General features: G+C 48.8%; 16 protein-coding genes and 1 rRNA gene. 10 read left to right on the plus strand and 7 right to left on the minus strand.

Going from position 1 to position 26,108, the window contains the following annotated elements:
- Positions 1-148 precede the first annotated feature (148 nt).
- A complete protein-coding gene (locus tag VNK96_06960; GenBank protein HWP31444.1) occupies positions 149-1,966 on the minus strand; it encodes a hypothetical protein in 1,818 nt (605 codons plus the stop codon).
- An 81-nt stretch (positions 1,967-2,047) separates the two neighbouring features.
- Positions 2,048-2,785, minus strand: a complete 738-nt coding sequence (locus tag VNK96_06965) for a PEP-CTERM sorting domain-containing protein (GenBank protein ID HWP31445.1) — start codon at positions 2,783-2,785, stop codon at positions 2,048-2,050.
- 168 nt (positions 2,786-2,953) lie between these two features.
- On the opposite strand from VNK96_06965, the gene VNK96_06970 reads away from it, so the two are divergent.
- From VNK96_06970 to VNK96_06980, 3 genes are all read left to right on the plus strand, one after another.
- Positions 2,954-4,273 (plus strand): hypothetical protein, encoded by a 1,320-nt coding sequence (locus VNK96_06970; GenBank protein HWP31446.1) that lies wholly within the window; start codon positions 2,954-2,956, stop codon positions 4,271-4,273.
- Positions 4,274-5,014: 741 nt separating this feature from the next.
- A complete protein-coding gene (locus tag VNK96_06975) occupies positions 5,015-5,404 on the plus strand; it encodes a hypothetical protein (GenBank protein HWP31447.1) in 390 nt (129 codons plus the stop codon).
- Positions 5,401-6,078 carry a type II secretion system protein gene (locus VNK96_06980; protein HWP31448.1) on the plus strand — a complete coding sequence of 226 codons (678 nt, stop codon included), beginning with the start codon at positions 5,401-5,403 and terminating at the stop codon, positions 6,076-6,078. The genes VNK96_06975 and VNK96_06980 overlap by 4 nt, the downstream gene beginning before the upstream one ends.
- A gap of 673 nt (positions 6,079-6,751) precedes the next feature.
- Here the strand turns inward: VNK96_06980 and VNK96_06985 are convergent.
- The gene (locus VNK96_06985) at positions 6,752-8,716 is read right to left on the minus strand and encodes a S8 family peptidase (GenBank protein HWP31449.1); all 1,965 of its coding nucleotides are present in this window, start codon (positions 8,714-8,716) and stop codon (positions 6,752-6,754) included.
- Between the two features lie 112 nt (positions 8,717-8,828).
- Between VNK96_06985 and VNK96_06990 the strand changes: the two genes are divergently transcribed.
- Genes VNK96_06990 through VNK96_07000 form a run of 3 tightly spaced genes read left to right on the plus strand, consistent with a single transcriptional unit; the run spans position 8,829 to position 12,577 of the window.
- On the plus strand, positions 8,829-9,641 hold the full coding sequence (locus VNK96_06990; GenBank protein HWP31450.1) for a VIT1/CCC1 transporter family protein: 813 nt from the start codon (positions 8,829-8,831) through the stop codon (positions 9,639-9,641).
- 29 nt (positions 9,642-9,670) lie between these two features.
- Complete coding sequence (locus VNK96_06995) at positions 9,671-10,438, plus strand: glucose 1-dehydrogenase (protein ID HWP31451.1); 768 nt, start codon at positions 9,671-9,673, stop codon at positions 10,436-10,438.
- Between the two features lie 18 nt (positions 10,439-10,456).
- Positions 10,457-12,577: a hypothetical protein gene (locus VNK96_07000; GenBank protein HWP31452.1), complete on the plus strand. Its 2,121-nt coding sequence runs from the start codon at positions 10,457-10,459 to the stop codon at positions 12,575-12,577.
- Between the two features lie 47 nt (positions 12,578-12,624).
- On the opposite strand, the gene VNK96_07005 is transcribed toward VNK96_07000, so the two are convergent.
- The 3 genes from VNK96_07005 to VNK96_07015 all read right to left on the minus strand — a co-directional run bounded on the left by VNK96_07005 (position 12,625) and on the right by VNK96_07015 (position 17,044).
- Positions 12,625-14,841, minus strand: coding sequence for a hypothetical protein (locus VNK96_07005; GenBank protein ID HWP31453.1), 2,217 nt, complete (start codon positions 14,839-14,841; stop codon positions 12,625-12,627).
- A gap of 22 nt (positions 14,842-14,863) precedes the next feature.
- Entirely contained in the window at positions 14,864-16,327 is a 1,464-nt protein-coding gene (locus tag VNK96_07010; protein HWP31454.1) for a hypothetical protein, read from the minus strand.
- Positions 16,328-16,465: 138 nt separating this feature from the next.
- Positions 16,466-17,044 carry a hypothetical protein gene (locus VNK96_07015; protein HWP31455.1) on the minus strand — a complete coding sequence of 193 codons (579 nt, stop codon included), beginning with the start codon at positions 17,042-17,044 and terminating at the stop codon, positions 16,466-16,468.
- Positions 17,045-17,077: 33 nt separating this feature from the next.
- Between VNK96_07015 and VNK96_07020 the strand changes: the two genes are divergently transcribed.
- Complete coding sequence (locus tag VNK96_07020) at positions 17,078-17,788, plus strand: hypothetical protein (GenBank protein HWP31456.1); 711 nt, start codon at positions 17,078-17,080, stop codon at positions 17,786-17,788.
- A 40-nt stretch (positions 17,789-17,828) separates the two neighbouring features.
- Here VNK96_07020 and rtcA read toward each other — a convergent pair whose 3' ends face one another.
- Positions 17,829-18,866: an RNA 3'-terminal phosphate cyclase gene (gene rtcA, locus VNK96_07025; protein HWP31457.1), complete on the minus strand. Its 1,038-nt coding sequence runs from the start codon at positions 18,864-18,866 to the stop codon at positions 17,829-17,831.
- A gap of 212 nt (positions 18,867-19,078) precedes the next feature.
- On the opposite strand from rtcA, the gene VNK96_07030 reads away from it, so the two are divergent.
- The 3 genes from VNK96_07030 (at position 19,079) to VNK96_07040 (ending at position 25,844) form a co-directional block, all read left to right on the plus strand.
- Complete coding sequence (locus tag VNK96_07030) at positions 19,079-22,177, plus strand: S41 family peptidase (protein HWP31458.1); 3,099 nt, start codon at positions 19,079-19,081, stop codon at positions 22,175-22,177.
- Between the two features lie 79 nt (positions 22,178-22,256).
- Positions 22,257-23,051: a dienelactone hydrolase family protein gene (locus tag VNK96_07035; GenBank protein HWP31459.1), complete on the plus strand. Its 795-nt coding sequence runs from the start codon at positions 22,257-22,259 to the stop codon at positions 23,049-23,051.
- 389 nt (positions 23,052-23,440) lie between these two features.
- A 16S ribosomal RNA gene (locus VNK96_07040) occupies positions 23,441-25,844 on the plus strand.
- The last annotated feature ends 264 nt before the right edge of the window (positions 25,845-26,108 follow it).

Raw genomic sequence — 26,108 nt, forward strand, 5'->3', positions numbered from 1 at the left:
AATTTGATGCCTCAACAGCTCCTGCTGTTGAGCTATAGACCCCCCCTTAAAGGTTCTCCCTGCTTGCGAAAGAGAAACGGCGTTTTTACTTTCGAATAACAAAACCCCCCCTTTAGAGGGGGGTTCGAGATAACGGCATGACCTAAACTCAGCGATAAAGCGCCGTTACAGTTTTGTCGGCATTCATCGTTACATTGAAGTTGGGATTCGGAGTACCCACTGCAGGTCCGAGGGTGCCTTTCCATCCCAAGAACTTATAGCCGCCATACGAGGAAGGTGCGGTGAGAGTAACGTTCGTTCCGTCGTAATAGGTGCGCGTGAAGGGTGTCGTTCCGTCACCGTTTCCATACCCGTCGGTAGTGCACTGAATGGGGATATTGAGTTGCGTTCCGTCTCGCAGTTTCGCCTCGACGGTGAGTTTGCGGTATTCGGCGACCTTCCAACTCGCAATCCACGATTTCCATGCGCTTGGCGAGTCGGCATATTCTCCGACTCCCCAGAAAGTCAAGCCATCGGATGGGTCTACTTGGATTCCGAAATAGTCACCCCAGCGGTATCCGTTCCAGTAGGTAGCACCCGTTTTGAGTTCTATCAACGAACCCATAGTTCCGGATGGGTCGGTGGATTTTCTTCCCGTCGCCCAAACGCTCGGATACTCATTCGCGGATGACCTTGCAACGACCATCCCGATATCCATGAAGTCGTTGAATGCGACTGCTGGGAAGAAAACATAGATTCCACTTCCGGCTTCAACGTTTCCGGACTGCACCAAAGTGACCGTTCCGGAGTTAGGCCAATCGCCGAGGTTGAAGTCGTACCAACGCCCGACAGTATAAGAAGTTGAACTGTTTTTGCGAACAGCGTGCGAGGTGAGGAGTCGTCCGTTCTGATACCAAGTGTTGAAAACCCTTCCATCCAGAACATCCAAATCTGCTGTAGTTCCTTTTTGTGGAGCACTGCTGTTCGGATAGGAAAAGGACGGGACGGAAACTGTAGTGGTATAGAGAACAGGAGAGGTTGTCGCATTCACCATCGCATGGATTTTCATGGAGGAGGTACTGCCGTCCTGCGCAAAGTATTCTATATTCGTAGGTGACTTGCTTTCAGCGGGTTGGACGCTCCATGTTCCACTGCTTTTCACGATATCTTTGTAAGTTACGGTCGCAGCGCCGGATAGGAGTTCGCTCAAATTATATGCGCGGAAAAGGACACCGTTGAAACCACTGCTAAATCCGAAAAGGTTGCCGGTGACGAAGAGGGCTTCGCTATTGATCCCTAAACCCGGATAGTCCACCCAACTGTTGCCGGTTTTCGCATTCGTTCGGTAGAGATACCAGACTCCATTCGGGTCGCTGTCGTCGGAAACGGCGATGTCCAAAAATGCAGTACTCGAATAAACCTCTGCGCACATGACGAAGAACCTGCCAGTGTTCTTGTCATAAAGGCATCTGGGGTCGAAAGTGAAATCCAAAGCGCCGACGGATTTGAAAAATCCATTCGTCGCTTGATTCCCGAGCCAGACTTCGAAAACCTTCGTGCCGTCCGATTTTTTGAAGAAAGCGATTTTCATGTTGACGGTAGCGACGATGTAATCCGGACCAACGGCGAGGGTGAGGTCGGGTGGATACCAGCCGTCCATTTGAATTCCGGGCCAAAGCCCTTCTAATCTGGCTCTGGGGTCGGAGAGCATTCCGCCTGGGACGATGTTAGAAGGCGGGACGTTATTTACGCTTTTTTTCCAAATCAAGGGGTTTTCCGGAGGCGCCATCAGCATGTTCATATGGAAATCGCTGAACTGCGGGATGGTTCGAGTGTCGAGAACAGCACGAGCGAGCGATTTCCCACTCGTGAATTTGGTCTCCACTTCCACCGCCTGCGCAAAGCAAAGAGACGTTAGAGTGAAGGAAAGAGCGAAGGGGAGAACATGTAAGAGATGATTACGATAAGCAATTTTCATGTGTTGCATTCCTCCTGCAAGCATAATAAATATGAACAAGTGGCATGCGCCTGGTAGATAAGGCGCAGCATCTTTTTGACGAGGATGAAGCTATTCTTCGTTCGCAATCCGGAAACGTTTCTTACGCTTTACAAAAACATTCAAAACCCCGAACCCGACGAGAACGAGGGTACTCGGCTCAGGGACGACGTTCCCATACACCTCGAATGCCCACTCCTGGTCTTTGATTCCGTTGAAGATTTCCATTTCCACCCAATCTTGATTCGCTGTGCCATCTTCCAAGATTCCGAAGTTCCAGTAGGCTCGAGCAGCGCCATTCGCCCAGCGCGTTGTCAAAATGCCATTCTTCCCTCCCCCATTCTCGAAGGTCTGCCACGTGCGAAAGCCGAGAAAATACTGTCCGGGGCTTAAAACGAGATTCGTCGGAAACAAAGTATTTCGATAAACGTTCGTACCGAAGTTGCTGTTGTACCAACCCGTGTCCTCGAAGAGCAGTTTAAGGCCATATTCGCCTGTTATCACGGTTCCAGGAGGACCTTCCGGGTAGGTTGCATCGAAAATGTACCAATCGCCACCGAGAACATCTGGGTCGGAAATCGGCACGCTGTAGTAGACAATGCGCGTAATTTGTACAGGGTCTTTCAGGAAAAAGTCGTCCGCGGCGCAGCGATAGGAAACGAAATCATCATCGTTCACTCTGCTCGCCGTCCATGCATCTTGGGTATTCATAAGGTCGTCTGGAGTTGTTTGGATGTTCGACCAAATGAGTTCGTCGGCTAAGGCAAATGAGAAGATGGAAAGAAGCAGGACAGACCCGAAGAGTCTCATGGATTTAATTTAGCATACATAAGGACTATGAGCACAGTCACTTCCTTTACAAGGAGGCAACAAAGAGAATTTGTGAAACTTCGTTTCGCTCCAAAAACTGGTAAATTTATTGTTGTTCTCTCAAAAATAAAATCGATATTTTTCTGTATCATTTTTTAGAAGGACAAAATGATGAAATATTTTTGGAGATTGAGCTTTTTATTCGCTACTTCTAGTCTGTTGGCTGTTCAAATAGGAACGACCGAGCGAGTATCGCTTTCCTCCTCTGGAGAGGAAGGATATGGCGATAGCTTTGAGCCTTCAATTAGTGCAGATGGAAACTATGTTGCGTTCGTCTCTGCTGCGCCGAATCTTGTTCCAGAGGACACGAACGATGTTGCTGACATTTTCGTGCACGACAGACAAGCGGGGGTGACGATACGGGTTTCTGTCTCTTCTGCAGGTGCCCAAGCGAACAACTTTAGTTGGCAGTGTTCTATCAATGATGACGGAAGATATGTAGCATTCACTTCTACCTCAACTAACCTCGTTTCTGAATCTACAGGCTTATTCGATAAAGTATTCGTGCACGACACGCAAACGGGTGTCACTACCTTGGTCTCAGTCTCCTCGTCAGGTACACCCGCGAATGATTCGAGTGTTTACCCTTCTCTAAGCGGCGACGGGAGGTACGTGGCGTTTACATCTTACGCACCTAACTTAGTTTCGGGAGATACAAACAATGTAGGTGACGTATTCGTGCATGACAGAAATACAGGGCAGACTACACGAGTATCCGTCTCATCTTCCGGAGAACAAGGAAACGGAATTAGCTGGCTGTCTTCTATAAGTGCGGATGGGAGATACGTAGCGTTTACGTCTTATGCGTCCAACCTGGTTTCGGGAGACACTAATGGATTTTCGGATGTCTTCGTGCACGATAGACAAACAGGACAGACCACACGAGTATCCGTTTCCTCTTCAGGCGAACAAGGAAATGAGGGTAGCTTTTTGCCTTCTATTAGTGCAGATGGTAGATATGTGGCATTTTCATCCCTCGCATCCAATCTCGTTTCAGGAGATACGAACGGTAAGGAAGACGTATTCATCCACGACATACAGACAGGACAAACCACCCGTGTATCTATCTCTTCATCGGGTGCACAAGGGAATGATTTTAGTTGGGCGCCTTCCATCAGCGCTAATGGAAGATACGTCGCTTTTTCTTCTGAAGCATCCAACCTCGTTTCAGGAGATACGAACTACTCCACAGATGCCTTTGTGCACGACAGACAAACGGGGTTAACCATCCGAGTGTCGATATCTTCTTCAGGCAAAGAAAGTTACGGTGACAGTGTATCACCTTCAATCAGCGCAAAAGGAAGGTATATAGCGTTTTCCTCTTACGCATATGCTCTCGTTTCGAATGACACGAATGGTTTCAGTGATGTTTTCGTGCATATGCCAGCATACGCAGCCTCTCCAATCGTGAAGCCACCTAAAGGTTAAAAGAATACGACGAAGTAATTTTTCAAACTCACGTGACCAAACGAAGAGCAAATTTTCTTCATAATGCTTTATTTTTGACCCCCTCCTAAGGTTCCCCCTGCTTGCGCAAGGAGAACCGGGAGGGGTAAAGAGACGCCGAGAGAATCCTCACTATCCCTCACTTCCAAAAAATTGTTAAATTTTCAAAACCTGGTAAATATACTGTTGTTATCTGAAAAAAAAAAGTACAATTAGGTTTAGAACTCTTGTTGAGGAGGTTGAGAATGGACAGAATCAAGTTCCTCGGTACATTGTCCATAGTGCTCCTATTAGCCAATGCATGGGTTTGGGCTTCTCTAATTCCGCCGGATGTTTCTATTTTGAGTAGAGGTTGTAATAGTGGACCCTGCGGGGGAGGAGAAGATGCTTATGCTTCCACACGAGACACGGCCGTTGACTGCCAAAGTTGTAGAAAAATATTATCAACTTATCAGTATTGGTGCAAACTACGTGCACCAAACACGGAATGTGACCCAGGCTGGTTCGATGACAACTTCTACATGAGAAGAGAAGAATAGTGAATTTATACGAGTGTGCAAGACCCGGAAACACCATTCTTGCAGAATGCTGTGGGTGGTGGCAGTTTGTCGATTGTTGCAACTGGTCATCTTCAGAACCTCCTTGTTCCGACCCAGGAGCTCCTGATTACATTTGCAGCCAGCAAGGAGATTGCCCATAGTCGAAACGAACATTAGGCCGAGTATGACCCAGTTACTGCTGGGTATGGTTGTGGGATCTATTGCAGCCGCTGTTTTTCGGTTCTTTAATGTTGCTGTCTACGTTGGAATCTGGGGAGGTCGTATTCGTTTCATGTCGCATTTATTACCTGCGGTAATTAGTTTTGTCATTGCATTACTGGTCATCCGCTGGCTCGACGAATCAAAAGCGAAGTGGTGCTCTATTGTAGGGCTGGCGGGTGAAGCTATTTTTTTCTGGAGTTATGTGCTCGTACTTAAAACCAGCAACAGTATTGACGTCTCTCACTATACTGAAATTGTAACGATAATTCTGGGTCTCATTGCACAAGGTTTATTGACAGCAGGCTTAGGATATTTTCTTGCTAATTCATATGCACAACACGAAAAACTATGAAAAACTGTGAAAATCGAAATAACGGCTGGACGCTTTTAGAGATCATTCTAGTTGCGTTCATTACTCTTTCATTGACCGCGCTCATCCTTTCTGTAGTTTTATCCGGCAAAAAAGGTGCTCATACGGTGTCTTGCACTGGCAATTTACGGAATCTTCGTGTCGCTTTAGAGTTGTATCGAGAAACATCGGATGGTCATTTTCCACTCCGAATAGAAACACTTTACACAGTTGGGTTGACACCTAAATCCGTGCATTTATGTCCATCAGACCCGGTTGAAGGTTTTGCATCAAAACACTATTTCGAATGTTCTAAAAAGAAAGTAATAATTCCGAATACATATGAGACGATGTTAGATTGGTCTGAAAACTTGAAAGCGGTTTTATCCGAAATAGATCCAAACCATGGAATCGTAGTCTGTCGTGTACATGGAGCAAAAACGGAGTTCTACGCAGATGGCATTGCTAATTTTTGCGACGCCAGTGGATTTATGTTCGAAGGACTGCTGCTCCGCTTGCGAAAAGACGGTTCTATCCAAAGAGCAAAGCTAAGCTTACATCATGGCCCCCCTCCGAACGTAGCGGCCATGAAATACTGGGAGTTATATACAGATGAAGCACCGGACTTTGTGGAGAGATTGAGGAAATCTTTTAGTCGTCTTAATAACGACTTATAACAAGACTTTATAACAATTTAGGGTTGCATTTATTTTTTTCCTCGCTTCTGCATGAACCGATAATGCAGAAAACTGCTTTGTAGAATTCTCTTTTGGTGATTAAAACCCTTTATTTTTATTGATTGACCCTTCCTTAAGGTTCCCTTTGCTTACGCAACCGTTTTTTGTTTATGGGAATGCCAAGTAGGAATAAACTCTGTAAAAAATAACTCGGTAAAAAGAACTCGGTAAAAATAACTCGGTAAAAATAAATTGGTGTGAATCGATAAATAATCCGGTTCCCCTTCTGAGCGAAGCGAAGCGGGGGAACCTTTAAGGAGGGGGTTCTCCGCTTTTGTCAAGATTAGATTTTTTTGGATTTGTTTTTTTTAGACCCCCTCCGTAAGGTTCCCCCTGCTTGCGCAAGGGGAACCGGTTTTATATTTTTCGAATATTTCGCATGCGGAAGAAATATGTAAATAAGTTCAACTTATATAAATCTATAAGCAGTCCGGTTATCGCGCCTTACGGCGCTCCTTCTATGCTTTACTATTTTCTCTCGTTCCTAATCAATGTTTTTTTTCTCCTTCCCAAACTCTGTTTGGGAACGCATATGTTTCTTCTTCGAGCGAAGCGAAGAGGAGGAACTTTAAATGGAGGGGGTTTTCTATTCTTGCCAACGATAGATAAAAAACTACGTCTTCACCTTCACCCTAAAACTATCTGCAAAAATTTTCGCATTCGCGCCTGCTCCGTATGTGGTGATTCGGAAATACAGCGTCCCCTCGTCATCGAAAAAGCGTTGCGGATTATTCGTGAGGTTGATTTTTACCGTCGAACTTTCGGACGAATTGACAGGGGTAGTCGCTATCGTCACGAAACTCCCATAAGGATAACTCCATGTACTCCAATCGTAGAGTTCGATGTATTCCGTTCCGTTCGTGTTTACGTATTTTCTCGTGAAGTCGATTTCTAGTTCTTTTATTCGTGATACGTTCACTTTTCGCACGGGGATTTCGAGATAAATGATTCCGTCTTCTTCTCTACGCGTGCATTCCAAAAAGTTTCCATCGTTTCGATAAAGTTGAAAGAAACCTCCCGAGCAGATTGCACCGAGCGTACTCGCATCGCTCGGAGCATACGTCCTCGCTTGCTCCGAATCTATAAATATCGAACCAATGGCGTTATCGTTGACCTTCAGCACTAACTCACCCGGCACAGTGACGAGGACATTAACTTGGTAACGCGTTTGCTTCGTAATCTTCATTTCTTTCCCGTTCACGAATGCTCTCACGTCGTTCGGCGGCTCGAATCCAATCCCATAAATCGTTATCGGAACTCCTAACGTCCTCGTCCCCCCCGTCGCGAGCAAACGTCCTGCAACAGGTGAAGTAAAAAGAATTTTTCCAGGCTTGGAACCGGAACTTTGTCCGAGAATTCGTTGTACCGCCGCAAAACAATCGAGATATCCGTACGCCACGTATTCGCCGAAAGGATATTGATTTACCGTTATCGCTGTGTCTTCTATTGCCGCACGCACTTCCAGGGGGGTCGCGTCTTGTTTTGCGGAAAATAACAATGCTGCAAGACCTGCCGCATGAGGACAAGCCGCAGACGTGCCTGCAAAACCGAACGTGTAATAATAATCAATCGTCGTCGTGGGAATGCTTACGCCAGGAGCTGCCACATCTACCCACGTACCGAAATTCGAAAACCACGCTTTCGTAGAGGAACTATCGTTCGCGGCGACAGCGAGAGTGTTATCATAAGCCGCCGGATAATAAGGGAGAACGCTCGACGAATTTCCTGCCGCGGCTACCGGCAGGGTTCCTTTTTCGAAACAATAGTTGATTGCATCCCGCTCCGCTGCCGTAACTTCATCGCTAAAAAAACTCATCGAAATCACTTTGAATCCCATATCCGCGCAATACACGAGCGCCGGAACGTTCGCGGATTCAAAAAAATATCCATCGTCTCGTGCGGCTTTTACTGCAACGATTTCACAAAACGGCGCTACTCCTGTAACTCCGATTGCATTATCTTGTACAGCGGCAACGATTCCTGCGCATGCAGTTCCGTGCCCATAAACGTCGTCGGGATTAGAATCGTTGTACGCAAAATCGTAGCCGTTCACATCGTCCACGTATCCATTGTTATCGTCGTCTATTTTATTTTTCGGAATTTCGTTTGGATTGACCCAAATGTTGTCCGCTAAATCGGGATGCGTTACGAGCACCCCCGTGTCCATTACAGCGACTTTTACGGAGGGTTTTCCGCGCTCGATGTCCCAAGCGAGGTTCGCTTTGATGTCTTTCAAATTCCACATATAAGGCCAAAATTCGTCATTCGGGTCATAGGCGAGGCGCTTGGCTTTATCGAAATCCACACGAGAGAAGAGTCCGCTTTGCAAATAAGTTTGTCGTGAACGCTGAAGTGTGCCTTTCGGAACTTCGACAATTTGCCATCCGATTTGCGGCAGAGAGAAAAGAATTTTCGCACCTATTTTTCGGTGCACTTTTTCCGTAAATTCCCAAGAAATACCAGGTTTCGGTTTGACCAGAAGTCGAGTCGGATGGATGGGATTTTTTACGGTGGGTAACGAAGAGAATTGCGCAGGAAATATAGAAATGCTAAATATAAATGCAAGCCCAATAAACATGGCTTTATTATTATATCGAAATCTCTCGAGAATAATTTTCAAGGTAAAAACGATTTCGGAAAAAAGCGATTATCAGGTATTTTATTGAGGACTTTCGAAACTTTTGACTATCATGAGTTTCAGCAAAAGGATTGACGAAGCAAGAAAAGCATACCGGCGAAAGGACCTAAGCGCATTGGAACTCGCGCACGATATCGAGCGCATCCGACACCCCGAACGAGAACCCCATGGAGCATCTTCGTCGAGCTATGTAGGGGAGATGGTTTACGGGGGATTGGATGGCATCATCACGACTTTCGCTGTGGTAAGCGGAGTGGCAGGGGCGAGACTCAGCGCGGACGTTGTGATTATCTTGGGTGTTGCGAATTTACTTGCAGATGGGTTTTCTATGGCGACAGGCTCTTATCTTTCTGCCAGAAGTCAAAGACAACTTTACGAAATGGAAATGAAACGCGAAGCCCACGAGGTAGAGCATTTTCCGGAAGCAGAGCGAGAAGAGTTGGTGCAGGCATACAAAGCGCGTGGATTTACAGAGGAAGAATCTCAAACCCTTGCGGATATCTATACGAAAAGCGCAAAGCGATGGGTGGAGGCAATGATGGTAGACGAACTGGGCATGATACCGGACATTCGAAACCCTTTGATGATCGGTCTGGCTACGTTCATTGCGTTTAACGTAGCAGGTTTTGTGCCATTGCTTGCCTACGTGGTTGGATTGTTCGTACCGCTTTCTATGGATACAGAATTCCTATGGACGACCATCCTTTCCGGGATTGCTCTATTTTTACTTGGGGGGGCTAGGACTTTGATTACGGGATTTAGTTTATGGCGTTCGGGGCTTGAAATGCTGTTCGTGGGGGGGATAGCTGGCGCGGTCGCGTTTGCAGTAGGACGCTTTTTAGCAAAACTCGGTCTCGGGAGTTGATGTCATCTGCGTTATAGTATTATAAAGTCATGAAAAGGCTCGAAGGGAAAGTAGCAATCGTAACGGGTGGCTCGCTGGGAATCGGCAAAGCGACGGCGATTCGAATGGCAGAAGAAGGTGCTAAGGTCGCTATAACAGACATTCTCGACAAAGAGGGAGAAGCATTAGCAAGGGCAATTACTTCCAACGGAGGAGAAGCTGCTTATTGGCATATGGATGTAAGCAAGGAAAATGAAGTGAAGACAACGTTTGCAGAAATCTTTAAACACTACGGCAAACTGAATGTTTTAGTCAATAACGCTGGCATCGCTGGGGATAACAAACCTACACACGAACTTACAGAAGAGGAATGGGACAAAGTGCAAAACGTTAACACGAAAGGAGTCTTCTTTTGCACGAAACACGCCATTCCTTATATGAAACAGTCCGGTGGGGGGAGCATCATCAATTTATCTTCGATTTATGGCATTATCAGTGCTCCCGACGTTCCTTCCTATCATGCTTCTAAAGGCGCTGTTCGTTTGATGACGAAAACAGACGCGCTCCTTTACGCAAAAGACAACATTCGAGTCAACTCTGTGCATCCCGGGTTTATTTGGACGCCGATGGTCGAAAATTACTTGCGCTCGGTGGGGGATGTGGAAGAAGGACGCAAAGCCATAGACGCACTGCACCCTATCGGTCACATGGGAGAGCCGGATGACATCGCTTGGGGAATCGTTTACCTCGCATCGGACGAAGCGAAATTCGTAACGGGTTCGGAATTAGTCATAGACGGCGGATATACAGCGAGATAACCGCTATATAATAGAAATATGCGACTCGCAGTTTTGTCGCTCGCGCTGTTCTTGTTTACGGTGAGCCAGGCGCAATTTCAGGGGGATTCGCGCTTAGAAAAGCCTCTCGATGTCCGCGCCGAGGCGGAACAATTGGGCACTGTAATCGAACGAATTTCCAATGATGTGAACGTGAAACTTTACGTGGAGGGTTCGCTACGGGGAGACCTCGTCATTCTCTATGTAAAACAGCGACCCGCTTCAGAAATTCTCTCGACGATTGCAGAGCATTTCGGATGGAAATGGGAAAAAGAGGGAGATGGCTATAGGTTGTTTCAGCCCACGGAGTCTCGGGCAAAGGAACAGAGATTATTAAAAGAACAAATTTTAGAACCCTACAAACTCGCTCAACAAGCTGCAAAGAAATATTTAGAACAAGTGGCGAAAGCGGATAAGGAAAAATTAGAGAATGAATTGAAGCTGCTCGACGAACGGATGCAAACTCTTCGCAACGAAGGGGATCGAAATGCGTATCTTTCCGTTTGGCATGAATATGAAAGAATATATCAACTTTTATATCCTTTGAATCATTTAACGTTGAAAGCATTCAGTTCCCTTTCGGAACAGCAACTTCTCGAATTAGATTCTCGTTCTCGCATCGTACTTGCGCTTCGTCCGTCACCGGCTCAACATCCACTGCGAGATGTTCAAAAGGAAATCGAAGCAGCAGTTCAACATTTAATCGAATGGCGTGAGGGGATTCGAAAACTATTGAAAGAGAGAATGCAAGAGCTCCGTTTACAAGAAAGAAGCGTGCGTTCCTATTCGCAAAAGGATGTGGCAAATATAAGGATAGAGATTTTTCGAGAACGAGAAATGAATGAGGAGAGATTTCCTTATATGCGCATCACGCTACTCGATTCCGAAGGATATATCCTTCATCGAGCCAACGCCTATCTCAACGAGGTGTTTCTGAAATACGCTCCTTCCATCGAAGCCAAAGCTCGCGAAAAGAACCGTTTGGACGAACTGCGAATCGAATCGGAAGATTTGAGACATCCAAGCGAGCGTGACAAATTAGAAATAAGAAAAGAATTTTTCACTATCGGGAACAAACGCGACCCGCTCGCTCCGTGGGCGCACACTTTTTGCGAAATTGCCGCCGCCGCAAGAATCAACCTCATCGGCGACCTTTATGACTTAGGTGGGGACCTTGCTTGGGATACCGGATATTGGTTCAAGCCTACGAAAAACAACGCCGGCATGATGCTCGATGAACTTACATCCATCTCTGGACAAACATGGAGACTCGAAGGAGAGTGGGTGAAACTTCGTCATAAAAAATGGGCGTTAGCGCGATTTTCTACCGTTCCTCGAAATATTCTTTTTGCATCGCGGGATACAATGCTCACGAAAGGCGGTCTCGCGCTTGATGACCTCGCCGCAATTGCTGCTCAATTGAATGACCGCCAAGCTGAATCTAAAGTCATTCGATACGCTACGAAATGGCATTGGCCATCTGGTGAACAAGCACTCTATGTACTGCGATTGTGGAATTCGTTGAACAACATTTCGAGGAAAGCACTCTTAGGTGGAGAGGTCATAGCATTCGCTCAGTTGCCGCCACAGGCTCGCAGATATTATTCCGAGGTTGTTTTTCGCTTAGGTGCATTCGACTTTTTTTTCTTTATAGATTCCCCCGACCCCGAAGTGGTAGAAGAAATGCAATTTCAGAAGGAACGCTGGGGATATGACGAGACACAAGCGGAAGATAGGGAAATCACGCAACGCTTTCCACAAGGACCTCTTTTCGACTCGACTCTCGACTTAAAGGTTATAGTTCGGGAGGGATTAACAGAGTTGTACGGAGGTACCTCATCGTTAGGTAACTTCAGTTCTTTTCTGGCGCAATTCGAAGAAGAAAGCCAGGAATATAATCTTATCCGATCCGAAATGGTGCGTCCGGCGGTTATCAATAAATATTTTTTCACATTCCAATTGCAGCCCGGCTTCGCAGGGGGGGTTGTAATTGATACCTCTCTTTCCGACCCGAAAGCCCCTTTCGTAAAACTCAGTTCGTTGCCCGAGGAAACCATCAAAAAAATAAAGGAGATGGAAGCAAAATATCGCAAGTGGAGAAAAGAGAAAGGGTGGGGTTAGAACAGCAAGGTTAGACTGTCGAAAAACTTTCCATGTCCGAAAAATTTCTATTCCGGCAATTCGATTCTCCAGGCTCCGCGCCCGTGCGTTCCTGCCGTAATCCATCTTGTTCTTGAATTCGCAACAATCGTGAAGACAGGTGTGTTCGGCAAACCTCTTCCGAAGCGCATCCATTTTCCCCCACCCTTAGTCGAAACGAAAACACCGACTTCCGTAGCGATGAAAATCATCTCAGGACGTTCGGGATGAAAAGCAATCATACGGACAGGGGCTTGAGGCAAGTTATCGCTTATATCCGTCCATGACCCCCCCGCATCTGTGCTTTTCCAAATTCGCGACTTTTCCCATCCCAAAAATGCCACGATAACGATTCGTGCATTTCGAGGGTGAATCGCAATATCTGAAACGTACGAACGAGGAAGGTTGCGAGATATGTCGTACCACTCCCCCCCTAAATTCGGTGTAACCCAAACTTTACCACTAGTCGTCCCGGCATAAATCACCGAAGAAACACTCGGAGCGATGGTAACCGCAGAAACGAGACCTCCTAAGGGGGGGCTTATCGGTTTCCAACTCCCTGCGCCATCCTCGCTACGATACACTCTCGATGTACCCGCCACCAAAACATCGGGATTACTCGGGTCGAGATTAAAAGGAGCGTAAAAGAGCGTCCCCTCGCTTTTGTCTATCCCTCTCGTAACATCCCACTGCCAGGAATTTCCTCCGTCGTAAGATTTACAAATCGTAAGATTGATATATTCCGTATAGACGATGTTCGGGTTTTCCCAATTCACGCGTGTCGTTCCTCCGTCACCCGTGAAAATATGCAGCCATTCGGGAGTTCCGATATATTTGTTCGTGCCGTTGTCTTGCGTTCCGCCATAGGCAATTTTTGGGTCTGTCGGATGCACGTCCACGTATTGAAATTGCACCGTTCCGAGCCCATAGGAAACGGATTCCCAGGTATTTCCCAAATCACGCGTTCGAAAGATTCCGCCATCCGTGCAGAGATAAAGCGTGTTCGAATCGTTCGGGTCGAATCCATAGGCATGATGGTCGGGATGAATAGGACCGCCTGCATAGGAACGAGTGTTATCCTCCCATGTAACCCCCCCGTCGAGTGAGCGAAAGGTAGAATAGCCTCCCAAAAAAATCACGTTCGGATTGGTGGGGCTTACGGCGATGCAGTTGTAATACCATGCGGTATCTCCCGCGTAACTCGGCGCAGATGGCAAACGCACCCAGGTTTCCCCGAAATCGGTGGATTTATGCAAACCCCTCAATCCTCTCGAAGAACCGTACATCGAAGCGTAAACCACATTGGGAAAAGCCTGGCAGAGTTCGAGATGGAGCCTTCCCAATTCTTCGCCGCGATACGGCAAATCCCGGGTGAGTTTTTTCCATGTATCCCCCCCATCCGTGCTTTTATAAAGTCCGTTTCGCGCAAAACCCCACGGATAGCCGATGGCAGCAATCATCGCATTGGGATTCCATGGATGAACGATGAAGTCACTTACCGGTCCGTTCATCAATTTCGACCAATGGTATCCGCCATCAATGCTCCGATAAAGCCCCCCCGTAGTCGAGGCGAAAACGATGTCTTTGCGTCTCGGGTGGGGAATAATGCGGGTGAAACGTTGTCCGATGAAAGTTTCTACGCCGAGCGACTCCCATGTTTCGCCACCATCGCGTGATTTCAGAAAACCCGTCCCATGGAAACTGTCCAAACTATAATGAGGCTCACCGGTTCCCGCATAAATAATATTCGGGTTGAAAGGGTCTATTGCAATCGCTCCGTAACTCAAGGAGGCTTCGAAGTCTGCGATAGGCTTCCATGATTTCGCTCGATCCGTACTTTTCCAAAGCCCCCCCGATGCTGCGGCGGCATAAATAATGTTAGAATTGTGAGGATGAACCGCTATCCCAGTCATTCGTCCTGCATTGTCCATACCCCCCCATCCGTTTTTGATCACTAGAGGTCCGATTTCTTGCCATCGAGGAACGTCACCCGCAGGATTGCGCCATTCGGGCATCCTCTTCACGAAAAACGGTGCGTATAAACTCGCTTGAGGGAGTTGCTGTGACGTTTCACCCTCGCGAAAAGGAGATGGAATGAATACGTCGTTTTGCGCAAATGAAGAACAAAGACCAACGACGAATAAGAGGAACGCATAACCCGCTCTAAAAAACTTATCGTTCAAAGAACAAAAGGAAAAGCGCCCCCCGGTAAAGAAAAACGGAAGTTTGAAATCCTTTCCTTTCATTCGAATCTATAGCAATATGAAATTATCCGCCCGAGCCTATCGGAACAGGCGGTGCGCCGCGATCCGCATAAATCAAAGTTTCTACGGAATACGTAACTTCTTTCGTCCCTTTAGGAGAAACCTCGATCGTCCATTCCATGTCGTTGATGGGATTGACTTCTCCTCGCAATACCTGCGTTTCGCGAACGATTCCATTGTCAGAAAGTTCCAACACTCTTCCTCTTGCCGTTTTCGTTATTTTCACGATGGCTTTGTCTTCTCGGAAGTTGGAAACCGTAAGCGTTCCCTTGATGGTAACTGGAATGAACATGGAATCTCCAACCTTTACCGCAGCGCCTCGTTTGATTTCCGCTTCCTGCTTTTTCACGCGAAGCCCGATTCCGCGCGAAAGCCGAACCTCCGCAAACGCTCCCGGGGGGGTGTATTTTATCGTCTCTTGCCCGAGAGGCTTTTCATTCTCGATTACGAATACACTTCCCGTCGTGAGGGGTTGCTGAGTGGGATTTTTAATATTGAGAAGATAAAACACATCTTCCCCGTCTGCATTCCATTCGAAACGCGGCGAGATTTCTACGCGTTCGGAAAAGATGGAAACCATAGCTATATCGTTCGTTGCGAGAGAGAATTTCGGTTTCAGATAGTAATACAATTCCCCTGCCTCTTCTCCTGAAAGAGGAGCTGCGGATTTCGTCTCTTGCAATCTTCCTGCGTCCCCCCCTTTCTCTGCTTCAGGCGCTTTGTCTTCGAGAATTTCTTTCTGTGCGCCTGGAGGAAGCAACGCAATCATATCCTGAAGACCACGGTTCACCACGAAAGGAGAACCGACGACGAACAACACATCCGTATTTTCTAACCTTTCCGTGGTGTTTTGCATCGTCGCGCGAAGGTTCAAAATGGCCTGTCCGTTTTTAATCGTCAATACATAACTCGGTTCCCAACGAATTCCTTCTTGCAAATACGCAATACCCACCTCCGTAACCTTGTTCGGGTCTTTCGTTTCGAACTTTACGCGAATGGGAAAACCGACGAGACTAACCGAAGCAATTTGCTCATAAGGAATGGCGGTAAACGCCGCCCCCACCTGTAATAAAAGCATGTCGTCGAGCAGACGACTCAGCGCGCCTTCGAAACGTTGATTATTTTTCAAAACCACACTGAAGTTCAGTCCGATTTTGTCGGAGAGTCGCTGTTTGATCTCTGCGGGAGAACCGAATGCGATCTTGTTATCGCGCGTAACGATGACGGTATCTATTCGGTCATTAGCATCCAAAGGATAAACCCAAACGGTTCCTCGAATCGCATTGGGCACGAAATTCGTCGTTACCCATCCATTCTCCAATTTGACCTTTCCTTCGCGTACATAAAACCCGTAACCATCTCGAAAAACCGCGACTCTTCGCAATTTCGCTTCGAAAGTGAGGTTCTTCGGAGTTTCTTGCGGTGAGCCTAAGCAAAGAAAAAGAATCCCAATCGTAAGTAGTCCCATGCTTTAAACATTACCCCGAATGAAATTTATTCCCTTCGAAAGCCAAAATCAGAACATCCTTTTTGATGGTCAGTTTTTTACGTACGATGAGAATAACGCTAACGCAATACCGATCTCGAGGGGACGCAACCTAATCCCTTATTTCGGGGTGACTTGCCTTTTGCCCATGAGCCCGAGCGAAAGAGCAATGGTCTCGGAATATTCGGGATGATGGTCTATCGTTCTCAATAATCTACGAAGGTCCTGTAACGCCGCCTTCTTAGCCTCCTCGATTTTTTGCTCGTCGTCCGAGTTCTCGTAAAGCTCGATGAAGATGTTCCCGGATTCCTTAACTGCCTCGACTTGCTCTTCAGGCAAGTTGAGCAAACGGTCTGCGGAAGGAAGATTCGCGAGAAACTCCTTCAACCAAGGGGCAAAATCTTCCGTTTTATGAGGGTAATGAATCGGCGGGGTTTTCGAAGCCGGAACGACGTCCGGAGGAGGAGGTTCGGGAAGAGGAATGGCATCGCCTAAAGCATAGTGCGGAATCGGTTCGAACTCCCATCCGGTGATTTCCTCCAACTCGGGAGTCATTTTGACGAGTTCCCACGCGACTTGACCGTCGTATTCGAGCGCTTCCTCCAATTGCTCATCTAAAACTAATATTCTGCCAACCCCTCGAACTTCGACCCATCCGGGTACCTCAGGTCTTCCTAAGAGTTCATACGTAATTCTCATAGTCGCGCAAGATATTACTCTATAATTCCTAACATGACGATTTCAATGGGCAAGCGAAATGTTTTTCTCTTACTTTTTATTACGCTCCTTTGCGGAATTAATTGCAAGGAGGAAAATAGAAAAGAAGAAAAAGAGAGAGCCTCCTATCGCCATTCGTGGAATATAAAAGAAGGAGATATAACGAGTTATGTTGCGAATATCGAACTATTTCCTGTCTTCAAGAATAAGATGGATTTGGAAACTATTCCTGGCAAGCCGAAAATGCTCTATAAAATTCCCTACCTGCTAAAAGTAGCGCGCATGGGAAAAAAAGAAATCGAATGGGAAGTGCAATTCGGAAACTTAGAATTCGAAACGAATATTCCGTTTGCAGTTCCTCCGGACGGAAGAGCGATAAAACGTTCTACCGGAAAAATTCGGACCGATATTTACGGAAACGTGCTTTCTATTTCCGGATTCGAAGCACTCGGCCTGCCTGGGGGGGCTATTCTCCCTGGTGAGCCTGTGATTGTATTTCAGGATAAAGAAATTCATATCGGCGAAAAATGGGGCACTCGATTTCGATACCGGTTAGACAAAAGCGAAAATGGAAAAGTATTGATATCGTACGAAAGCGAAAGTCCGGTTGCATCCGGAAAAGTTTGGTTGGACGTAAATACCGGCATGCTTGTTCGTTTAGAAGATACTCGCAAATTGGAAGGCGAAATAGAGATGGAGATCAAAACGACTATTCGAAAACAATAAAAGGCACGCTTTCGATGATTAGGGGGAGTCGCTCAGAATATTAAACCTTGTGAAGAGGGTAACCGACAATTTCTACAACGGAACCCTTCTCTTTCTTCATAATCTCGAAAGAAGCAGGCAAAAAATGTGTAATGAGCCATGCGTTCGTAGTGAGATGATTCGTTACTTCTGGGGTTATAAACGAACTTTTTCCTTCTGCGAGGGCGAGCGGGAGCAAGGCTTGGTCTGCCAAATGTGCGTCTATAGTTCCGTCCGTATCGAGAAAATTCTTCGCAAGTTGTGCCGCTTCTTCACCGACGCGCTCCGCAGATTTCCCTCTTGCGCCCAATGCAGAAAAGCATGCGCGGCTGTTTTCGAACTCGAGAACAAGAACGATAAACGTCCCCGGGGAAAACGATTCTACTTCGAGAAGAGAAATATCTTTCTCGGCATCTATATTCTGCAAAACCGCAAGAGCGCTCGACCGTTGACGCTCTGCGATGGAAATCGGCAACTTCCCTACGCCCGAAACGCCGGTTATTTTTTTCAAGCCCCCCCTATCCACACAAGAAAAAGGAGCGAGAGAAGTCACTGGTTCGATATTCGCTGTAATTTTTCCCCCACCTTTAGGATAAAAACCCGCTCTCTCGAGCCGAAGCGTCGAAGAAACGTTTATCTTTTTCAATAACCATCCCCACTGCCATTCTAAATAATGATAGGGGGGGCTCCAAGGTACGTGCGTCCCCCCTATGATGCTGACCTTCGAAGGTTCTTTAGCGAACGCGAGAGGAAAAAAAATTGTCTGCAACACCAAAGAGGACGCCCCCGCTGTGCCGATATCGAATACATATTCGCCCGGGCGCACCTCTCGAGGCTCGAAAATCAAATGCATTGAACCTATGGAAGCCCCTTCGACCTTCGCTCTGCAAATTCGTTGCGATGCTTCGACCGACTTGAGATGCTGCGGCATAAGACCCGGCTTTGTTCGCTTTGCGCGAACATTCACCATCTCGAAAGCCTTACCCGTGAGCACGGAGAGCGCGAGCGCGCTCCGGAGGATTTGTCCTCCTCCTTCCCCGAAAGAACCATCGATAACCACCAAATCTTATTATACGCAGAGCGTCGAAATAAGACTTCGATACGCTGCCCGCCGGCAAGGAATGGGTTTTCCCTGCGAAAAAGCCCCCCCGAAAACATTCTTCTTGTTCCTTCTTCGATATTTCGAGCCATATGCCTACGAGAGCGTCATCGCTATCCGATAGAAACCCCCGAAAGAATGAAAATGGAATGGATAGAGTGCTATAAATAGCCATGCATCTCTTCCTGCTCACTTTCGTCCTTTTCTCCCTCTCTCAAGCCCCGTTGCAGGATTCGCCGGTCAAACGTGTACGCTATCCATCTCTTTCGCCGGATTCCAAAAAATTAGCGTTTTCCTACCAAGGTGACATTTGGATATGCAGCGCCGAAGGTGGAAAAGCGGAACGCCTCACCGTTCACCCTGCAAATGACGCCCTACCCCAATTCAGCCCGGATGGAAAATGGATAGCATTCAGTTCGAATCGCTACGGAACACCGGACGTTTTCCGAATGCGCGCGGATGGCAGCGCTCTCGAAAGAATTACTTACATGCCGGGGGACGAATATGTGATGGGATGGACGCCCGATTCGAAATGGATCCTCTTCCAAGCGACACGATGGGGGGGCATGGATATTCACAAAGTCTCGGCAAACGGGGGGGAGCCTCTGCGATTTACGATAGACGATATGGAATGGGAATACTTCCCTTCCGTTTCGAGAGACGGAAGCAAAATCGCGTATTGCCACGGCGGCTCTCCGGGGAACTGGAGAAGAATCGGCCTTAAAGGTTCTTCGACAGCCGACATATGGATTGCCGATTTCTCTGACCCGACAACCGCAAAAAACGTTACGCGAGACGATACCCCTCAAATGTGGCCTATGTGGTCCTCGGATAATAAAACGATTTATTACGTGGGCGACGACGGAACACCGAACCTCTGGAAAATGAATGCCGATGGTTCAGGAAAAAGAAAACTAACGAATCACGTAGGCGACCGTGTGCGCTATCCCAGCATGAGCGCAGATGGAAACTCGATTACATACGAATACGATAGCGAGATTTGGATTTACGATGTTCGAACCAATAAAACACGCAAGGTAGAAATACAAGTTCCTGCAGATCAACGCTCGAATCCTTATCAACAAATGAGTCTTACGAGCGGAGTTACCGAATATGCGATTTCTCCGAATGGGAAACGAATCGCGTTTGCTTTACGAGGAGAAATTTTTCTTATTCCGGAAGCCGGCGGCTACACGAAACGCATGACGAATTACGCTGGTAGAGATGCGCAACCGATATGGAAAGACGACGAGAATTTATTTTTCATCACCTCGCGTGAAGGCAATCTCGACATTTATTCTTTGGATTTCTCAGGAAACGCAAAACCATTCGTATCCTCTCCGCAAGACGAAAACGGAATCTCTTTGAGCCCGGATAGAAAAACGCTCGCGTTTCATCGTGGAACGAATGAAATATGCGTGATTCCGGTCGAAGGGGGGGAAGCCAAAGTCGTAGCGACTGGGCATTTCGCCGGAGCATTATTCGGAAATCGCGCTTATTCTTGGGCACCCGATAGCCGCCATATCGTTTACGCTACTGCAACGGAGCGCGGCGGCAGCAACGTCGAAATCGTGGATACACAGAGCGGAAAAACCACTCGCATCGCAATGGTCGCGCGTGATGCCTCGAACCTCCGATTCACCCCCGATGGAAAACGTGTGCTCTTCATCGCTAATGAATTCGAATGGAACGAGTCGGATTTATTTGTCGTGGATTTAGTCCCCGAACCTGTGCAATTCGAAGAGGAAGCGCTCGAAAAAACCGAACCGGCGAAAGAGCCTGAAAAATCGAAACCCGCAACGATAACCATCGACACGAGAAGAATATTCGAGCGTATGCGCGCACTAACGAGGGGGGGCGGAGTCGTCGACGCAATTCCTTCTGCAGATTCCAAAACGATTTACCTGATTAAGCGCGACGATATGGGTTCGCAAATTTATCGAATTCCTGCGACGGGAGGGAGTCTCGCTCCGCTCACCACAGCATCCGCCTCTCGCTCGGATTTATCGCTATCTGCGGATGGCAAAACAATCTATTTCATCGAATCCTCCAGAATCGCCTCTCTTCCCACGACGGGAGGAACACCGAGTGCGAAAACGATACGTGCCGAAATGGATTTTTATTTCCCTGACGAGGCGCGCGCACTTTTCGAAGAAATCTGGTGGGTGATGGATAGAACATTTTACGACCCCACCCATCATGGAATAGATTGGAAAGCCATCAAGCAAAAATACGAAAACTTGATTCCCTTCGCTTACGATAGAACAGAATTCTACGATCTGATGAGCGAAATGATGGGAGAATTGAAATCATCCCACGTCGGAGTCTCAGCCCCCCCTCAGCCTCCCGTTTCCACGGACGCTCCCCCTGCAATTATGGGTGTAGAACCTGATTGGAAACATTTGGAAAAAACCGGGGAATATAAAATCGCGCACATCTATCCGGGCTCTCCCGCAGACCATCCAGAAACACGCTTGCAAATCGGCGATACGATTGTTTCAATAGATGGAACGAAACTCGACAGGCAAAACCCTATAGACAAACTCCTGATTCGCAAAGAAGGGAAGCGAGTCTTTTTGGATGTCAAAGACTCTGGGGGGGCGATGAGAAAGGTCGCCATTAAACCGATTTCCTTCGCGCAACAAGACGAGTTGGTTTACCAGGAATTCGTAGCCCATTCTCGTGAACTCGTGGATAAATATAGCAATGGAGAAATCGCTTATGTTCATATTCGCGCAATGAGTTCTTCGAGTCATGACCTCTTTCGGAGACAGGTGCGCACACTGCCCCAAGGGAAGAAGGCGCTCGTTATAGACGTTCGCTACAACGGTGGGGGGAACACAGCGCATTTGGCGCTCGGAATGCTGATTAAAACTCCATGGCTGATTCGATCATCCCGATTAGAAAACATTCGAATTAGCGAAAACCTTTATCGAGGTGACGCGATCGAATTGCCGAGCGCTTTGGTAATCAATGCGCGCAGTTTCAGTAATGCAGAAATCTTTGCGGAAGGATTTCGCCGTTTGAAGATTGGTCCTATCGTAGGCGTCGAAACGGCAGGGGGGGTTATCGGAACAGGAAGTTGGTCACTTTTCGATGGCGGTAGTCTTCGCACGCCTGTCGTCGGCGCATACACAATCGATGGAGAAAATTTAGAAGGCAACGGTAGAAAACCCGACTTCCCCGTCCCTTATGACCCTGCATCCGTCGCGAAAGGCGAAGACCCTATGCTAAAAAAAGCAGTCGAAGTGTTGGCGAAAAAGGGGAAATAAAATTTTTCTGCGAAAAATGCTTATCAGGAATTTTTATATGCTTTCTTAACGTAGAATAAGAAAACTGTAAGGAAAAACTATGAAACTTGTCGCAATAATAATCCTTCTCTCATTGCTTCCTTTTGCATTCGCTCAGGATTGGGCGAAGAAAAGGCTCGAGCAATCGCCGCGCCATCAGGAATGGGTGGACGTAAAACATGGAAATCGCACGGTCAAATGTTTCGTCGTCTATCCCGAGCACAAAGCGAAAACACCGGCGATCATCGTCATTCACGAAATCATGGGACTCACGGATTGGGTGATGTCCGTCGCAGATCATTTGGCGGAAAACGGATATATTGCCATAGCACCTGATCTTCTTTCGGGAATGGCTCCGGGGGGCGGTCGAAGCATTGATTTTCCCGACGTGAACAAAGTGCGCGAAGCGATTAGCGCATTGCCGCAAACACAAATTACGAGCGATTTGAACGCCGTGAGCGATTATGCGAAAAAATTGCCGAGTTGCAACGGAAAAATCGCAGTCGCAGGATTTTGCTGGGGGGGGACACAATCGTTCCTTTTTGCGACCGAACGCTCCGACCTCTCCGCCGCTTTCGTCTTTTATGGCTCGGGACCTAAAGATGATAGTGCGATCGCGCGGATACGATGTCCTGTTTACGGCTTTTACGGAGAAAACGACAATCGTATCAACGCAACGATTGCCGAAACCGAAAAGAAAATGAAAGAAGCGAAGAAGGTATACGAACCCGTGATTTACTCCGGCGCAGGACACGGGTTCATGCGCGCAGGCGAGGCTCCCGATGCAAACGAAGCGAACAAAAAGGCACGCCTAGACGCATGGAAACGCTGGCTCGAGTTGTTATCGAAATTGTAGAAATCTCGACCCTTTTGCCACAAAAACACATTCATATTCTTTCTTCTCTCATTTTCCCTCGTTCCCAAACTCTGTTTTGTTTCCCTCGTTCCCGAACTCTGTTTGGGAACATACATATATAAAAATTGGAACTGTAAAAAACCAACTTTTGTTTTTACTATGCGGAGACCAACCGAGGGGAGCCTCTGAAACAGAGGGATAAAGGGCGGCTAAATAAAAAATCCCCCTTGACAATCGCCCCGAAGTGGTCTATAATGAACCTTGCCTTCAATGAAGGCGCTTATTGTTCCTTGAAAATCGGATTCGGTTCGAGCGCAGTTCAAAAATCCCTCGGTCAATAGATCGAGTTTTCATGCCTGAAACACAGGCAAACCAAGATCAGACGATTCTTCACGGAGAGTTTGATCATGGCTCAGGACGAACGCTGGCGGCGCACCTAAAACATGCAAGTCGAGCGGTCTTCTGACTTCGGTCGGAAGATAGCGGCGAACGGCGGAGTAATACATAAGCAACCTGCCTCGAAGATTGGGATAACCCCGGGAAACTGGGATTAATACCAAATGTGGTCATCGAAAGACATCTTTCGGTGATTAAAACGCGCAAGCGGCTTCGAGAGGGGCTTATGGCCTATCAGGTAGTTGGTGAGGTAACGGCCCACCAAGCCTACGACGGGTAGCTGGTCTGAGAGGATGATCAGCCCGACTGGGACTGAGACACGGCCCAGACTCCTACGGGAGGCAGCAGTTGGGAATCTTGCGCAATGGGCGAAAGCCTGACGCAGTGACGCCGCGTGGAGGACGAAGTCCTTCGGGATGTAAACTCCTTTTGCCAGGAAAGAAACCTGACGGTACCTGGCGAATAAGCCCCGGCTAACTACGTGCCAGCAGCCGCGGTAAGACGTAGGGGGCGAGCGTTGTCCGGATTCACTGGGCGTAAAGCGCGCGTAGGCGGCCGCGCAAGTCGGGTGTGAAATCCCACGGCTCAACCGTGGAACCGCACTCGATACTGCGTGGCTCGAGGCAGGTAGGGGGAGGTGGAATTCCCGGTGTAGCGGTGAAATGCGCAGATATCGGGAGGAACACCGGTGGCGAAGGCGGCCTCCTGGGCCTGTCCTGACGCTCAGGCGCGAAAGCTAGGGGAGCGAACAGGATCGGTATCGGTCCTCTCCGGGGGAGACCCCGGTGCCTAAACCGGCTGTATCGGCGAACATCCTGTGTCAGACCCTCGAAGTAGGGTGAGGGCATGCGGCAGGACGACGCCGAGGGAAGTCGGGATCCCCGTCGCCCGAACCTCTCGCACTGGCAGCGATCGATCCTCGTAGGGACCCTGCTGGGGGACGGGTGTCTCGCTCAGCATGGGCGGTGGCACCGGTTGCACGTGAAGCACAAGGCCGCGCACCGGGCTCTCGCTGAGTTCAAACGGTGGGCGTTCGGTGCCCTTGTCACGATGCCGCTCCACGGGTTCGACCAGGTCGTCGCGGGCCGCCGGTATCCAGCCGTGCAGTTCGCGACGCGGACGCATCCGGAGCTCTCGTGGTGGCATGGGCGGTTCTACCGCGGCGGTCGGAAGATCGTCCCGGCGGAGATCGGTCGCTGGATGACGCCGACGGCTCTCGCCGTTTGGTTCATGGACGACGGTGCAGCCGACCATCGAGGCGCGACCTTCCAGACGCACGGTTTCCAGGTCGAGGAGGTGGAGCTGCTCCGGACGGTGTTGAGAGAGAGGTTCGAGATCGCCGCGACTCGAAGGATGAACAAGGGACGATGGATCCTCTATGTGCCGAGCTCGAGCATGGGACGGCTCCGAGGATGCATCGGCTCGCTCCTCATCCCCGAGCTGCGGTACAAGATGGGCGACCACGGGGATCCTTGACCCCGTAGAGACTGTACGCCGGCCCCTCCGATCACGGAGGGTGATGACACAGTCCGAGCTCACCGGTAACGGTGAGAGGTCGTCAGAGATGGCGGCCCGCCACGACGGCTCGGTCGTGGTCGGTACCTCACCCGGACCAGGGTGGGGGAAAGTAACAGCGCTGTAGATACCCTGGTAGTCCTAGCCGTAAACGTTGGGCGCTAGGTGTGGGCGGATATCGACCCCGTCCGTGCCGAAGCTAACGCATTAAGCGCCCCGCCTGGGGAGTACGGCCGCAAGGCTAAAACTCAAAGGAATTGACGGGGGCCCGCACAAGCGGCGGAGCATGCGGATTAATTCGATGCAACGCGAAGAACCTTACCTGGGTTTGACATACACCGGAAAGCCGTGGAGACACGGCCTCCGCAAGGCCGGTGTACAGGTGGTGCATGGCTGTCGTCAGCTCGTGTCGTGAGATGTTGGGTTAAGTCCCGCAACGAGCGCAACCCTCGTCCTATGTTGCCAGCACGTGATGGTGGGGACTCATAGGAGACTGCCGGGGTCAACTCGGAGGAAGGTGGGGACGACGTCAAATCATCATGCCCCTTATGTCTTGGGCTTCACGCATGCTACAATGGCCGGTACAAAGGGTTGCGATACTGTGAGGTGGAGCTAATCCCAAAAAGCCGGTCTCAGTTCGGATTGGGGTCTGCAACTCGACCCCATGAAGTCGGAGTCGCTAGTAATCGCAGATCAGCAACGCTGCGGTGAATACGTTCCCGGGCCTTGTACACACCGCCCGTCACGTCACGAAAGTCGGCAACACCCGAAGCCCGTGGCCCAACCCCTTGTGGGGGGGAGCGGTCGAAGGTGGGGCTGGCGATTGGGACGAAGTCGTAACAAGGTAGCCGTACCGGAAGGTGCGGCTGGATCACCTCCTTTCTAAGGAGCACCGGCCGGATGCGCCCCTGGTGGCGTGCCGGTCCAGGGATTGTCCCGGTCGGGAGCGAGGGTCTCCCGCGGGGCTGCTCACCAGTGGAGCACTGGTTAGTCGGCATCGGGTGGCTGCCACCCGGCTGGTACCGCCCACATCCCGGTTCGCGCGAGGGTTTCCCTTTGTGCGGGCGGGGGGCGGGGTGGTTTCCGCGGGAGGGACCGCGCGACACGGCGGCACACCCACGCCCGGCTGTAAGGCCGGGCGGAGTC

The sequence above is a fragment of the Fimbriimonadales bacterium genome (assembly GCA_035559795.1).
Classification (GTDB): Bacteria; Armatimonadota; Fimbriimonadia; order Fimbriimonadales; family ATM1; genus DATMAR01.

Bases quoted from the DNA above. Each gene is read 5' to 3' on its own strand.
- VNK96_06960 (HWP31444.1), bottom strand. From the start codon at position 1,966: ATGCAACACATGAAAATTGCTTATCGTAATCATCTCTTACATGTTCTC.
- VNK96_06965 (HWP31445.1), bottom strand. From the start codon at position 2,785: ATGAGACTCTTCGGGTCTGTCCTGCTTCTTTCCATCTTCTCATTTGCC.
- VNK96_06970 (HWP31446.1), top strand. From the start codon at position 2,954: ATGATGAAATATTTTTGGAGATTGAGCTTTTTATTCGCTACTTCTAGT.
- VNK96_06975 (HWP31447.1), top strand. From the start codon at position 5,015: ATGACCCAGTTACTGCTGGGTATGGTTGTGGGATCTATTGCAGCCGCT.
- VNK96_06980 (HWP31448.1), top strand. From the start codon at position 5,401: ATGAAAAACTGTGAAAATCGAAATAACGGCTGGACGCTTTTAGAGATC.
- VNK96_06985 (HWP31449.1), bottom strand. From the start codon at position 8,716: ATGTTTATTGGGCTTGCATTTATATTTAGCATTTCTATATTTCCTGCG.
- VNK96_06990 (HWP31450.1), top strand. From the start codon at position 8,829: ATGAGTTTCAGCAAAAGGATTGACGAAGCAAGAAAAGCATACCGGCGA.
- VNK96_06995 (HWP31451.1), top strand. From the start codon at position 9,671: ATGAAAAGGCTCGAAGGGAAAGTAGCAATCGTAACGGGTGGCTCGCTG.
- VNK96_07000 (HWP31452.1), top strand. From the start codon at position 10,457: ATGCGACTCGCAGTTTTGTCGCTCGCGCTGTTCTTGTTTACGGTGAGC.
- VNK96_07005 (HWP31453.1), bottom strand. From the start codon at position 14,841: ATGAAAGGAAAGGATTTCAAACTTCCGTTTTTCTTTACCGGGGGGCGC.
- VNK96_07010 (HWP31454.1), bottom strand. From the start codon at position 16,327: ATGGGACTACTTACGATTGGGATTCTTTTTCTTTGCTTAGGCTCACCG.
- VNK96_07015 (HWP31455.1), bottom strand. From the start codon at position 17,044: ATGAGAATTACGTATGAACTCTTAGGAAGACCTGAGGTACCCGGATGG.
- VNK96_07020 (HWP31456.1), top strand. From the start codon at position 17,078: ATGACGATTTCAATGGGCAAGCGAAATGTTTTTCTCTTACTTTTTATT.
- VNK96_07030 (HWP31458.1), top strand. From the start codon at position 19,079: ATGCATCTCTTCCTGCTCACTTTCGTCCTTTTCTCCCTCTCTCAAGCC.
- VNK96_07035 (HWP31459.1), top strand. From the start codon at position 22,257: ATGAAACTTGTCGCAATAATAATCCTTCTCTCATTGCTTCCTTTTGCA.